The sequence below is a fragment of the Priestia sp. YIM B13491 genome, from assembly GCF_042787605.1.
Taxonomy (GTDB): Bacteria; Bacillota; Bacilli; order Bacillales; family Bacillaceae_H; genus Priestia; species Priestia megaterium_E.
In genome coordinates this window covers 52,503-66,815 of the sequence record NZ_JBHZOR010000004.1, presented here as the reverse complement: position 1 = coordinate 66,815, position 14,313 = coordinate 52,503, and the positions used below count along the sequence as shown (strand labels likewise).

Here is a 14,313-nt window from a genome sequence, read left to right as displayed (position 1 = left end):
ATACTCTTATTTATAGATAGCTATATTAATAAGATATAATCTTCAGTACCAAAAATGTTAACGTTAACATTTTATTTAATTCTATTACTTATTTCTAAATTTTACAACAATTTATCTTTATATTTTTTCGTTTTTTTTCTTTCCTTGTTTTCATATACTGATTCTTTAATTTTAAAAACACGATTTCTGACATGATTCCATAAGAATTAAAGCAAATTTTTTTACATAGAGCTTATAAGGTTACTAAGACGAATAGCTATCTTTAATGCTATAATTAGCGTCGGATGCGAAAGAAAAAAGTATCACTACAAGCATTTAAATCATACATAGCCGCTCCACCTTGTTTTCGTATCATTTAAAATAAAGGAATTTTAAAGAGAAAAGTGAATAGTATAAACATGCACTTTATTTACTATCTCTTTTTAATTTTCATATATTCATTGCTTTTAAAGGAGAGGATATCATGCCAGGAGCCACAAGCATGGTCGTAATCGGGATTACTGCCTTAATTGTATTTGGACCAAGTAAATTGCCGGACATAGGACGAGCATTTGGACATTCCCTGCGAGAATTTAAAAATGCAGCAGAAGGAATTATACAGGATGACGACAAAAAAACTCCAGAGGATACTACTGAAGATAAAGAGGAAAAAGCCTAATTTTTATTTAAATGAAAGTTATACAGACTAAAAAGCCCACTTTTAACGTGCAGTGGGTTTCTTTTTTGATGTATGATAGTAAAAAATAGTAAAGAAAGAGGGTAACTTTTTGTTTAAATCGAAACTGCATTTTTGGACATTAGAACTATTAATGATTGCTTTACTGATTTACATTTGTAAACATATTTCGTTTGTTTTTCTACCAATCGGTGTGTTTATCTCCACTTTGTTTTTCCCTATTCTTGTAGCTGGTTTTCTTTTCTTTTTATTCGAACCAATTGTGTCATTTCTCACAAGAAAAAAAGTGCCAAAAACACTGGCCATTTTACTATTATACGTTGTTTTTATCGGCGTAATTGCTTCTATTGTGGGCGGTGTGGGACCTACCTTATCTAAACAATTAACTGATTTGGCTAAGAATATTCCGTCTTACATTGTAGAAACGAGAGAGTACATAAATGATTTATCTAACTCAAGATGGTTTAACTGGCTGGTTGAACAAAAATATGTGTCGCTCGATCATATTGAAGAGTCACTTTTAAACTACGCGTCTACTTTACCTACGAATCTCACAAACAGTATTTCATCTGTTTTAAGCGTCGTAACCAATATTACACTTACGGTTGTAACCGTTCCTTTCATTCTTTTTTATATGCTCAAAGACAGCCATAAACTTCGTAAAAATACGCTGCGTATGGTTCCTGCTTCTTATCGAAAAGAAACGTTACGTACAATGAAAGAAACAACAAATACGCTAGCTACTTATATTCAAGGCCAAATGCTCGTTTGTTTGTTTGTCGGTATTAGTACATTCATTGGTTACCTCATCATCGGGTTGCCTTATGCATTAATACTCGCACTAATAGGAGCCCTTACTAATATTATCCCGTACGTCGGCCCTTTTATTGGCGTAGCACCCGCTTTAATCGTAGGCTTATTATACTCTCCTACAAAAGCGATATTAGTAATTATTGTCGTCGTAATCGTTCAACAGCTAGATGGGAACATTATTTCTCCGCTGGTAATTGGAAAGAAATTAAACACTCATCCTTTAACGATTATTATTTTATTGCTTGTTGCGGGTAATATTGCAGGAATACTCGGAATGATCTTAGCGATTCCGGCTTATGCTGTAACAAAAACAATTGTGATAAATATTGTAAGAATGATTCAATTCAGAAACAAATCTGTCAAGCTATAAAACGCAAAAGCAACCCAATAAAGAGGCTGGTATAAAGTTATTTTAGTTGAAGTTAAATCCGAACTATTAATCAGATTAGATTAATAGCTCGGATTTTTTGTTGTCATATTGAACGTAAGTTTCGTGCAGCTACTTCTGGCTGTTGATTGGAGAGCAAGGCGAAGACTTCTTCGTGAAAAGCGGAAGGATTGAGGAGGATCATCGCCTGCCAGCGAAAAGCGAACTCTTGCACGGAACTCAACAGCGGTGTCACAAGCGGTTCAACTCCTTTATCCCATTTGTTTGTCTTTAGATTGAGGTAATTTCGTTATGTCTTAATGTCTTTTATCTTCCCATGAGTTCAGCACTGACACACCATCAGATGATTTCCATCCGGATCTTTAAATGTAAACCAATGATTGTGTTGAATTCCTGTCGTTAGCTCTACTTTTTTCTGTTTCATATATTCATAAGCTTCTTTGATATCGTTTGTATTCAAATGAAATGCTGGCGTTTTAAAAAGCGTATTTTTTGAATAAGTTTTGCTATCTAATACAATTCCGGTTCCATTCATAGGTATCACATATAAATGATCATATAAAATGTCTCCATCTGCTATTAAACCTAGTATGTCACAATACCAATCTCGTGCTTTTTTTATGTCCTTTACAGGAATAAAAACCGTGCCTACTTCATTTAATATAGGGTTCATTTATGACCTCCGGTATGGATTTAGTAGTTTTACAAAGTATTCTCTTTTAGTCGCTGATAACCTTTTATTTTGAGATACTTTCTATCAGTCCATTAAACTCGGTAGCAGAATTAGCAGTCTTGCGGACACGGCTATTCTCCGTACATAAGCTACACGACAAATATAGATACTTCATGACAAAATGCAGATGACTAAAAAAGAAAATGAGAAAATCTCCCCCTTCTCCTGCTTTGCACGTGTATAATGAAAAATAGACTATAGATAGTAGCCGTCTTTTGTTTGTAGCATCGAACTTTCGTGCATTACAATAGATTTAAAACCACTATCCAACTAAGAATTAAAATGACTAACTTAAGGTTAAGGAGGTTAGATGTGTATGGATTATTCATCTTTACTCATACGCGAAGTCATTGATAGAGTATCTAAATTACGCCTCTTATCTGTTTATAATGAAAGTATAAAAAGTGATTTAGAAAGCACCATCCTCCCTCTTTATCAGCAGCACTTTGAAAATAAAGATGTAAACGAGGCGTTGAGGATTTTAAAAAAAGACTTTCTCAATCGTACGAAACGCAGATGGTTAGATGCTGCTATACGCGATTATGAGCAAAAAAAGCCTAAGAAGAATAAAGAGCTGATTGGAGAATACAAAGCGCTAACAGCTTATTATAAAACGAACGGAAAAGAACTCTTTTGCAAACAGTTTGAAAACGTATCATCTCCGGAAGAAGTCATTGATAAACGAATTGGAATTCTACGTGAATGGAGTCAAGAAGATAGCTTCTTCTTAACGGATTATCCTTATATTCATCAAAAAACCAAGACCCAGCGAGAAAAAGCAATCCATACGGATATATCTATTATTATTGGGCTGACTATACTGGACCCAAGCTTCCAAAACGGAAATCATAGTATTATTGAAAGCCCTTTTTCAACTGTAGAGAACCCTTTTTTCTCTAACTCAAGAGCAAAGCTTCTCGTCGAGCAACCCCTATTAGAGAAAGAAGGAAAAGAATATTTCTTAAGTACTTATAACTCTGAAGACGGGACAGATTACGAATTGTTAATAGAAAAAGAATACGCTGAAGAAAATGGAAACAAGATTAGTGATTTAGATCGGTTTGATTATAAAGTGTTTCTAGAAATCATGAGCCAGCGCGACGAGTTGTTCGCTACACAGAAAATCATTAACGTAAAAATTGGTGACCTTGTGAAAGCACTTTATAAAACAGACAGTAAGCGCAACTATCAAATGATAGAAGAAAGAATTACAAAAATGAAGCACTACAGCATGACAAAAGTACAGCATAATAAGAAAATTGCCTACGGTATTTTTGACTTTGTGGATATTACTACGATGCCGAACGGAACGCGAATTGCTGAAATTCACGTCAACGAAGTGATATATAGAGACTATATTCAACGCCAAACGGTGCGTATTTATAAAAATAAAGTAGAAAAATTAAGTTTAGACGCCGCTTATCATTTGCTATTCGTTATGCAAAAAGAGCGTCTCATTTGCTATGAAACAAAATCTTCATACAATGTCACAAGAGATTATTTATATTTTTCGACAAGAGTCCGCTTTCGAAAAAGACGAAAAAAAGAAAACCTTGTCGAAATTGAAACGGCCTTAGATGAGCTAGTCGAACAAAAACTAGCTGTCCAATCCTATAAAAGAGTAGGCCAAGTGTTTCAGATTACCTTTATTCCTGTGGGAGAAAGTGAAGTAAAAGACTTACTAGCCGGTGATTACGAATATGCTCCCCTTTCTATTTATCAAAACGTAACAAGTTCTATAGGCTAAAAAAGAATGCCCTTATAATCTTTATAAGGGCATTCTTTTTATCTATCTACTATTAGTTACTGCACTTTTTGCTCCACATTTCCGTGCAAAAGTGTTTTTTTGCTCCAATTCTCCATGTAAACATATTATTTCCCCTGCTAATATGGCAGTTAAACTTCACCTTCCTCGTCACTTTGTGAACTTTTTGTGTCTAAAAAAATCGTTATAATTGTTTTTTGCTCCAGATTTCCGTGCAAATGTGTCGTTTTTCTTTCTATACTGCATTTACTATAAGTTTGGCTCCAATCTTCCGTGCAAATATGCCACTTTTACATAAATTTTCTTGTGACAGCGACTTTCCCTCTTCATTTTCTCCAATTTTTGCTCCACATCTCCGTGCAAAAGTGTTTTTTGCTCCAGATTTCCGTGCAAACATGTCATTTTCTTAAAAAAACGCTATTTTCTCTGCAAATGTTTGTTTATCCCCTCTGAAAATGTGAACTTTTTGTGTCTCAAAAAGGGTATTTTTCTTTTTTTTGTCCCTATTTTCCGTGCAAATGTGTCACTTTCTTACCTGAATCTTTACTTTTATTATTTTTGCTCCTATTCTCCGTGCAAATATGTCATTTTTACATCAAAATTTTTTTGAATTTGTCGCATTTTGTGTATTTCATCCGTCACAATACGACATTTAGCTTAAGAATGCTGTTTTATCAACGTTTATAAAATATAAAACTATTTTTGCTCCACATCTCCGTGCAAATATGTCACCTTGTAAATAGATGTTTCATCCCTTGGTATCACTAGTATTCTAAAAAAATGCACCATTTTCCCGTGCAAATATGTCATTTTACAGCCTATATGACTGTGTCTATACTGTAAAAGACGACGTATATAGTTTTGGAAAGGAGGTAACTACATGAGTGTACAAAAGCTGTCACTAAAACGGCACACCCTTATAGCAAATAAGCTGCTGATTGTCATGAGCGGCTTAAATAGAAACACGAAACGAGACAATAGCTATTACTATGAAAAACATTCATTTGGTCTTGCAAAAAACTTTGTAGATATAAAGTGGACAGGTTCTCTGATGAAGCAAATTTTAGCTTACGTAGCCAAATGTAACAGCCAGGGTCATATTTCAATTATTTCTGAGCAAGAACTGGCTAATACAATCCAATGTTCCGTTCGGACCGTTCAAAATAATAATAAGCTTTTAGAAGACTATGACATCATTCGCTGGGATCGTTTATGGGGAGACTATATTCAAGTTTCTTTAAACAACTATTTAGAGGATTTTTTAGATTTACATATAAAAGAAGCTGCTGATGTTCAAAACATATCATATAATCCTGAAATGCTTGATGAAGATCACAATACATATACTTCAAAAGGTGGTTATACTTCTGTTTCGATGGAAGTGATTTATCAATTGCTGGCTATTAAAAATATCAACATGCTGCGTCTGGCTTTACGTGCGTTGTACGTATACGAATCTGATGTAAACGTAAAGAAAGATTCAGAAGCACTTTTATCTTACACTGAGGTAAAACACATTCTTCCAAAATACATTGGCTATAAAGCTGCTATTAAAGAAATGGCTAGTAAATTGAGTACAATTTTCCGTATCGATATACTAGAAAAAGATGATTGTGTCAAAACATTATTAGAACAAAAGCAGCCAAGAAAATCAATTATTGAAAAAATCAAGGATGGTTTTATTTTAAGCTTTAATTTAACTGGTGCTCATGATAGTAAAAAGCAAAAAGAAATCGAAAAAATCCGTGGAGAGCATGCATTTGCTCAGTTTAAGAATTTCTTTAAATCTTTTGGTCATTATTCAATTAAAAAGGAAGATATTCATTCCATTGTACATGAGTTTGGTTTAGATATAATCGAAAAATCATTAACGTCCGTTCAGCGTTACCTACAACAAACTTACATAGAAGAAGGTATGGATGCATTTCGCCCTCTTGTGCATGAAATGGAGTCAAATTTCTTTACGTATATCCGCAAAATTGCCAACGGGTATTATCAGGCAAAAATTAACACTCTATAATACTCTTTTTTATTATGCCTTTTTTTACTCATTTCTACTCTATTTTCCTTCCATTCTTTCTTTCTCTTTCACTTACTAAAACATAAATGTCTCTCAGCTATAATAAATACCTTTAAATGATAATGATTTTCGTTTTCATGAAAAAAATCAACTAAATGAACAAAAAATACAATAAATAAACGTTATTTTCCGAACTACTGCGTAGAAAATATAGCTGTTATAAAAAAATCCTATATTTTTTCGTGGAAATTCTTGTAGTAAGCGACAGTTTTTTTGATGGCTTCATTCCTTATAACCTTAGTCAGCAGAAGGCTTTTATCTATATAAGTTTTAGCAATGTTTATAATTTCTTTAATTTCTTTTTAATCTCTTATAAATGTATAGTAATTTCTATAAAATAATGAGCAGCAAATAAATAACATTTTTTTATACATGGAGACATTAAGCTCCTATACAAATTGTAATCATAAATTGGTTTAGTTTAATGAACAGCAAATATAAAAACAGAATTAACTTCTTTTCCTCTCTTCAAATAAAAAACACACAAAACAGATGTCCAGATTTTGTGTGTTTTTTATTCATTAGAGCTATATAGGTTAAGAACTTTTACATATTTTAAAGCAAGTTATTTAATTAGTTGGAGTTTAAATGATTTCTATCTACCGCTGCCGGTGGTGTTTCCATCCAGCCGTTTTCCATCATAATATCCGCTGCATCTTTTACAAACCTCGAGATATTTGTCATTGATTTTCCATATAACAGCGCCAAATCATGTCTTCCATTGACGGCTACTGAATTTCCAAAAGCCCTCATTTTCATTGAGAACATATCCATTTTATGAAACAGCATCAATTTATCCGAAAACGGTGAAAAAGTCGAAGTAGTAATTAAATGATCAAGAAAGGATGGCGCTGGTAAATTATCTCGATGAAGTTTTTCAATATAGCGTTCTACCGCTTTATTGGTCAGATCTTCACCTTTTACAAATAGCGCACGGATTTTTTCACTTTTAACAACTTGACTAAATGCCAAAATTAAGGCTTTGCTTGTCACATTATTCTCGATGTTATCATATAGATGAGCAATTTCTAATGAATGCAAAGGTCGAACATCTCCTATAAACCCGCTTAGATAATGAGTAGTAGCGATGTTCACTTTTTCTGGTGCGGGAATAATTGGCGGCTTAATAATAAATCCTTTATCCATTAAGATTGCCTTTATTTGCTCCATCAGTTCCATTGTTGCTTTCATACAATATGTTAAAAATGTCTTTACATCTTCTCTATACATTAGGGGCAGTGCGATACTGTAAATGCTTAATCCCGCTTTAGCAGCATATTTTAAATAATGCACGTAAAATTCATCTTCAAACAGCTTTGGAGCACCTAGGTTCACATCTTCTTGCGTAAATCCATACGGAATTGGCACATTCTCTTTTGTGAAAATGTCTTTTACGTTACTTTGAAATTCTTCCGTTAAACCTTTTGCATGCTGTAACAGCTTTTTTATATCAGGATCTTCAACGTGTTCAAGAAAATAACTTAAAATATACGAAGACATACTGTTGCCCATATAGGTTGCCCAAAGTTTGCCCATTTCGGGGGCTGTTAATTTCTCTTTCGCGCTTTGTTTTTTTGAACCTATTTTAATTGGTTTGATTGTTTCCATCTATAATCTCCTAATTCGATTTGTTCTTAGGTTGATCTTTTCTATTTTATCTATTCTTCCACTGTTCATTTAACATTATTAGGTGAGGTGTGCAGGTTTTCAGTATTTTAATCTACAGTCGGACCTATTCGCTGTTTGTTTCCGTGCTTGACCTGTATGTTGACCTTCACGTTTATTGAGTCTTTTGTTAAAGGAATTGCCCCGTTGTTTTGAACAGCTTTCCATTTACGCAGTTCTTTTTTATAAAGAACATGAGAAAGCCTGTAAACATCACTGTTTATACTTAAACCTTGCGCATACGTTTCAATGATTTGTTTCTTAATTTTCTGTTCAGCTTCTTTTTTTATAGTCGATAGTTTTTCGTGCTGCGGCATAACTAAAATCGTTGCTTTTGCACGAACTTTTATATTAAATGTTAAATTACTGCCTTTTATAACAGGTTCAATTTTTACTTTTTTCTTATCTACCACAAGATCAATATCGGAATGATCAGGCAGCCTTACCCGTAAACCAGCTCGTACAAATTCATCCGTTATCCATCTAAGCCCTTTGATTTTATTCTCAGAAAAAACTCCTTTTAATTCAGACGATGTAATAGCCACTGCTCCGTTTACTTGAATAGCTGTTTCTCTTTTTTGATCCGTTGTTAAATGTTCTTTAGTCTGAACGAGAGGAATATTTACTTCGTGACTCGGTTCATTAAGATGGATAATGAGCTCTCTTAAATCGATGGGTGGAATAAACGAGTTTTGCTTAAAAATCACTTTAGGATCGCTCAAGCGAGAAAGAGCGTTCGATACTTCGAACATAGGCGTAGCTAACAACGTTTTTTTCAAAGGACTTTTCGTAGCATACATCCAGATGTTGTATCTCGTTTCCCGATAACGATCTAAAAAATCTACTGCCGATTTGATAGCGCCATGCTTTAACGCATCGTCCGTTAAAACAAGGAAAGCTAAGTGCCCAAAAAAGATTCTGCGCTGAGAAATTTGATAATATCTAAAAATAGCTTCATCGATGGTTTTCCCTGTTGCATAGCCAACTTCTACTTTGACTTGACCCGCGCCAGCACCGCTTGCCTCGGATTTTGCTAATAAACTTAAGTTGATGGTCTGCAGGTAAAGAACGTAACGGTTATCTTTAAAATCTACCCCCATTCCTTGTGCATATACCATTTGTTCCGGTTCATTCGTATCCCAGCACCCCGAAAGAAACAATAAAAAAGAGCTCATAACAAGTATAAGTAAATTCCTTATGTTCCTTTTCACTAACTTTCTCCTTTTTCGCGGGTGGAATCGCTTGGGTTAAGCATACTAGCTCTTGTTGCTTTTTTACTTTCGGGAAGGCGGAAGAGAGATTTTAAAATATTTTTTGCGTCTAACCGGGTTGCTAACTCGAAATATGGCACACCAAACGTTCGAATGTTTGTAATATAGATCATGACTAAAAAGATGGATATAAAAAATCCAAAAAAACCTAGGATGCTGACACAGATAATACAAAAAAAGCGGATTAGTGAAATTGTTCCTATAAGAGACTGATTCGCTAGCGTAAACGTAGCAATTGTAGAACCTGCAATAACAACAAGCATGGCGGGACTGGTTAAACCGGCTCTAATGGCTGCATCACCGATAATAAGCCCTCCGATTACACTGAGCGTCTGCCCGACAGAAGTCGGCAGTCTAAACCCTGCCTCTCGAAACAATTCAAATAAAAGAAGCATCAATATTGCCTCAAGAGAGGTAGGAAACGGGACACCTCTTCTTGCTTCCACAATCGTAGCTAACAGGCTGAGCGGAAGCTGATTTTGATGAAAAGCCGTCATTGCAACCCAGAAACCCGGTAAAAAAGCAGCGATAGAAAGCCCGAAGATTCGAAGAATACGCTCAAAGGAGCTGTATAAATATGTATTCTCTTTATCCTCAGATCCCTTTAACAAGTAAAAAAGGTTAATAGGTGTAACATACGCATATGAAGTTCCATCAATTAATATAATAAACCGGCCATTTAACAGAGATTGAACCGCAAAATCAGGTCTCCCTGTATAAGCGTGGCGAGGAAAAAAGCTATACGGATTTTTATTAATGAGCTCTTCTAGCTGTGTTCCGCTGAAAATACCGTCGATGTCGATATCCCCTAACTTTTCCATAATTTCGTCAAGTATCTTCTTGTCAGCTACATCTTCCATGTATAAAATGCTTACTTTTGTTTTTGTTCGTTTTCCAATCTCTAAAGAGTTTGTTAACAAGGAAACTGATTTAAGACGCTTGCGAATTAAAGCAATATTGACAGGTAAGTCTTCAATAAAATTATCTCTAGGACCCAATATGGTTACTTCATTTTTCGTTTCTTCTGGGCTTCTTTGAGGACGGTCCGAAATATCGATAGACACAACAGATTGTGGTGATCCAAAATCAATAAATAATTTCCCGGAAAAAATTTCTGAAACTGCCTGTTCTTCATCTTGAACGATAGAAACTGAGGGAAGATTTAATAATTTTATGATCTTGTCTCCTTCTACTTCACCCTCTAACTTAGCGCAGCATTCCTCTAATTTTTTAGGAATCATTTCATAGAGCATTTCCGTACTAACTAGACCGGTACAATAAATCATAAGCACTCGTTTGTTATAAAAATAAACGGTCTCAAAGTTAATATCGCTGCATTTTCCAAATAAATCTCTTAATGTACATTCATTGATTATCTGAGCACGAGAAGAACTTCCTTTTAAAAGATTTTCCGTCTCTTGTTTTTTAGAGCTGTCGCCTTCTTTCTTCTTAAAAAATTCCACTCTTACCCCTCCTTGTTTTATGAGAAAATAGAAAGACTATGACTACTAAGAAAAGAGAGAAAGCAACAAATAACCAGAAAGTAGCCGGTATGATTGTAAAAAATAAAAGATTTGAAAAAGCAAAGTCCGTTATAGGAGCCAGCGTACATACAGTGATAACCACTAAAACGAGTAAAAGAAACCTTTTTTGGCCTTTTTGAAACGGAACTAATTCTTTCATAATAAAAAGAAAGGTCGAAATGCGGATAAAGGTACCCGACAACCACTGATAAATAGATAGAAAGTCGATATGTTCTATAAACTTTCCAAGCGATGCAATTCCCCATTCTTCATAGGGAGGGAAACGTTGCTTAGAGGCTTCTACAGGGCCAAATTCAGTAATTGCTCCAATGAGAGGCCCAATCGTAAGGCCTGTTAAGAGAATTGCAGCCACTGCTAAATGCTTATAGCGTATAGGCTGCGGTACTTTGTGCTGTAAAAAGAGCAGCAGCAGCAGCTCTACCATCCCCGATCCTTGAAATACAATACTTTTAATAACAGGAAAATAGCCATTTTCTAAAACTGGCTGCAATAAAGAATAATCTTTAAATTGAAAGTTTGTAAAAGAAACAAAGAAACCTAATATTACAATAAAAAATAAAAGAAATACGTTTACAATGCTAATCGTTCTAATACTCGTAGCGGCAAGTAAGCAACAGGTAAAACCAAATAGTAAAACGAGGATAATTAAAGGTGTTCGCTGAAGAAAAATAATATTAATCCACGTAATTGTCTCTCGTAAAGTGACGACCTCCATAATGGTCAAATAAGCGATTGTAAGAAAAATAACGACATTGGTAAATGACTTATTCATATGTTTTTTCATCCATTGAAAAAGATGTTCGCCTTTTGTTTTTTTATTTACATATACGAGTAAAGGAACCCATATGAGCGTTAAAAGACAAGTAAGAAGAACGGTAATCCAAGCATCTCGTCCTGCCGTTTTAATTAATGGAGATATGAGCATCACATGAGTTTTTAAGCCAATAAACGTCATTGAAAGAAGGATCAATTGAAAAACAGAAATTGAGTCTGACTTATTCATGGTAATCACTCCTTCTCTTCAGAAAATTTACTACTGGTAGCTTATCCTAAATTTCTCATAATATAATGGAGAATCATTATTCCAAAAATAAAAAAGAGCTGTTTTATACGTCGTATTTCTCACGTATAAAACAGCTCCGTCTGTTATTCACTGCATTCAATTACTAGTTAGCTGGACTTCTTTCTTATCTTCATTTTCTTCTCTTCCCGCTTCTTTTATATTCACAAAAGGTTGATCAGCAACGGTCACAAGCTCGCCGCCGCAAACATGGCGAACAACGGTTACTAGCTCTGGAAAAGCGGGGAATTTGCCGTATAACGTTTTTAAAGGAAGTGCGCCTTTACATATCTTACTGTTATGTGGTTCATACCCTTTGAGCGTATCAAGTAATAATTGTTCTCCGCTTTCAGTCAATTTGATGTAGGTGTTTCTTTTATCATTTTCTCTTTTGGACAAATGCAGATATCCTTGATTTTCTAATTTTTTCGAAAAATTAAACGCTGTAGAGATATGCATAGCTCCTAAATTAGCTAACTCTGACATAGAGATTTCTCCTGTGTTACTAGCTAAACATAAAATATGATGCTCATTTACATTCAGACCATAAGGTTTCACCCATTGCTCCCAGTCATCTTCTGCAGCTCTCCAGATGGCTTTACTTACCTGCATTAATTTGAATCCAAACAATGATGCATCTTTTATTGTGTATTCACTTTCTTGTTCTTGTTTCGACATACTATCATTCCTTATTTGTAGGCTGTTGTAAGTTAGTTTATTTTTAAAACGCGTAAAAACATTTTTATTTCATCTAATTTATCAGTATACCTACAAAATCAGACGAAAAAATACACGTACAGTTTAATTTACCAGCTTTATTCCACAAAATTTCTACAATTCTGAAGAAGTGTCTACCAACTAAAAAGAAGTACTTACTTTATTTTTATTAAAAAAAGTAATAAGCGTCTTTTTAATTACTAATAGATGATGCGGATTCTAAGTGAGCAAATGCTTGTTCTAAGTCTGCAATTAAATCTTCCGTATCTTCAATTCCTACAGATATGCGAACCAGTCCTTCGGATATTCCAAGAGCTTTACGTTCTTCAAGCGTACATTCTACGTGACTAGTCGTTCTTGCCGGGCCGTAAATTGTTTCAACCGCTCCTAAATTGCCGGCTTTATTTGCATACGTTAACTTTGGCAGCAAAATTTTAATAGCTTCCATTTCTCCTTTTAAAACAAAGCTTAATATTCCGCCAAAGCCTTTCATTTGTTTTTTGGCAATATGATGATGAGGGTGTGTTTCCAATCCAGGATAATAGACGGCTTCAACCGCTTCTTTCTTTTGAAGAAATTTAGCAATTTCCAAAGCGCTTCGCTCTTGTTGACGTATACGTAATTTTAACGTTTTCATTCCTCTTAAAATAAGATACGCTGACATGGGATCCATGGTCGCGCCATTGATCTCACGGTAGTGATACACTTGCTGCATTAATTCTTTAGAGCCGCATACTGCCCCTCCTAAGGCATCCGCATGTCCGCTTAAAAATTTTGTTGCGCTGTGAATGACAAGATCTACCCCTAATTGAAGAGGGTTTTGATTAATAGGTGTCGCAAACGTATTATCAATAATGACGACTGCCCCTACTGCTTTTCCTGCTTTTGCTATTCTTTCAATATCAATAATTTTCATCGTAGGATTTGTAGGTGACTCTAAATATAGCACTTTACATCCTTTATTTACTTCCGCTTCAATTTCTTCATGATTTCCCGTATTGCATAAGGTTACATCAACTCCGATGTTAGGAAGGAACTCGGTGAAGATTTTATTTGTTCCTCCATATGTATCTTTTACCGATACGACGCGGTCTCCCGGTTTTAAAAACGTGTATAATGTGCTGCTAATAGCCGCCATGCCAGAGGAAAATGCGACCGCTTCTTCTGCTTCTTCAAGTATCCTAACTTTTTCTTCAAAAGCTTTAACCGTAGGATTACTCATGCGATTATACGTATAGCCTGGTTTGTTTCCTAACGCAACTTCTTGCCATTCGTCTACATCATCATAATTGTAAGCTACGCTGAAGACGACAGGAACTTGAGTGGCATTGTAAGCAAGCGATTCTTTTTCTCCTGCCCATACCGCTTTTGTTCCGTCTTGTACATTTCTAAACTGTTTGTCTGTCATTCACTCATCACCTCTGATTTTATTAATTAGATAATGATTAGATTATATATTGTATACAATATACTGTATATAGTACAGAATAATCTGATAATAAAATAACCATACTTACCTTATTCAATTTAAAGAGGTTGAGACATAACAAAATGAATCGAATCTAAAGACGAACAAATAGGATAGAGCTGAACCGCTTGTG

At 34.8% G+C, this 14,313-nt stretch carries 11 protein-coding genes; 4 read left to right on the top strand and 7 right to left on the bottom strand.

What is annotated here, in order from left to right; translation table 11 throughout:
- Positions 1-463 precede the first annotated feature (463 nt).
- Both ACFX4E_RS15290 and ACFX4E_RS15285 read left to right on the top strand, forming a co-directional pair.
- Positions 464-658, top strand: coding sequence for a twin-arginine translocase TatA/TatE family subunit (locus tag ACFX4E_RS15290; RefSeq protein WP_033578725.1), 195 nt, complete (start codon positions 464-466; stop codon positions 656-658).
- Between the two features lie 109 nt (positions 659-767).
- Positions 768-1,859 carry an AI-2E family transporter gene (locus ACFX4E_RS15285; protein ID WP_016763781.1) on the top strand — a complete coding sequence of 364 codons (1,092 nt, stop codon included), beginning with the start codon at positions 768-770 and terminating at the stop codon, positions 1,857-1,859.
- A 340-nt stretch (positions 1,860-2,199) separates the two neighbouring features.
- Here the strand turns inward: ACFX4E_RS15285 and ACFX4E_RS15280 are convergent, their stop codons facing one another.
- Positions 2,200-2,550, bottom strand: coding sequence for a VOC family protein (locus ACFX4E_RS15280; RefSeq protein ID WP_013056601.1), 351 nt, complete (start codon positions 2,548-2,550; stop codon positions 2,200-2,202).
- Between the two features lie 376 nt (positions 2,551-2,926).
- Between ACFX4E_RS15280 and ACFX4E_RS15275 the strand changes: the two genes are divergently transcribed.
- Both ACFX4E_RS15275 and ACFX4E_RS15270 read left to right on the top strand, forming a co-directional pair.
- Complete coding sequence (locus ACFX4E_RS15275; RefSeq protein ID WP_014460532.1) at positions 2,927-4,357, top strand: hypothetical protein; 1,431 nt, start codon at positions 2,927-2,929, stop codon at positions 4,355-4,357.
- A gap of 898 nt (positions 4,358-5,255) precedes the next feature.
- Positions 5,256-6,395, top strand: a complete 1,140-nt coding sequence (locus ACFX4E_RS15270; protein ID WP_263034286.1) for a hypothetical protein — start codon at positions 5,256-5,258, stop codon at positions 6,393-6,395.
- A gap of 633 nt (positions 6,396-7,028) precedes the next feature.
- Here the strand turns inward: ACFX4E_RS15270 and ACFX4E_RS15265 are convergent.
- The 6 genes from ACFX4E_RS15265 to ACFX4E_RS15240 all read right to left on the bottom strand — a co-directional run bounded on the left by ACFX4E_RS15265 (position 7,029) and on the right by ACFX4E_RS15240 (position 14,120).
- A complete protein-coding gene (locus ACFX4E_RS15265) occupies positions 7,029-8,063 on the bottom strand; it encodes a DUF3231 family protein (protein ID WP_098791460.1) in 1,035 nt (344 codons plus the stop codon).
- A gap of 107 nt (positions 8,064-8,170) precedes the next feature.
- The gene (locus ACFX4E_RS15260; protein ID WP_231504504.1) at positions 8,171-9,331 is read right to left on the bottom strand and encodes a Ger(x)C family spore germination protein; all 1,161 of its coding nucleotides are present in this window, start codon (positions 9,329-9,331) and stop codon (positions 8,171-8,173) included.
- On the bottom strand, positions 9,331-10,854 hold the full coding sequence (locus ACFX4E_RS15255) for a spore germination protein (RefSeq protein ID WP_098331574.1): 1,524 nt from the start codon (positions 10,852-10,854) through the stop codon (positions 9,331-9,333). The genes ACFX4E_RS15260 and ACFX4E_RS15255 overlap by 1 nt, the downstream gene beginning before the upstream one ends.
- Positions 10,841-11,938, bottom strand: coding sequence for an endospore germination permease (locus ACFX4E_RS15250; protein ID WP_028408867.1), 1,098 nt, complete (start codon positions 11,936-11,938; stop codon positions 10,841-10,843). Before ACFX4E_RS15250 ends, ACFX4E_RS15255 begins: the two co-directional genes overlap by 14 nt.
- 156 nt (positions 11,939-12,094) lie before the next feature.
- Positions 12,095-12,673 carry an HTH-type transcriptional regulator Hpr gene (locus ACFX4E_RS15245; protein WP_028408868.1) on the bottom strand — a complete coding sequence of 193 codons (579 nt, stop codon included), beginning with the start codon at positions 12,671-12,673 and terminating at the stop codon, positions 12,095-12,097.
- A 232-nt stretch (positions 12,674-12,905) separates the two neighbouring features.
- A complete protein-coding gene (locus ACFX4E_RS15240) occupies positions 12,906-14,120 on the bottom strand; it encodes a cystathionine gamma-synthase family protein (protein ID WP_028408869.1) in 1,215 nt (404 codons plus the stop codon).
- Positions 14,121-14,313: the final 193 nt, after the last annotated feature.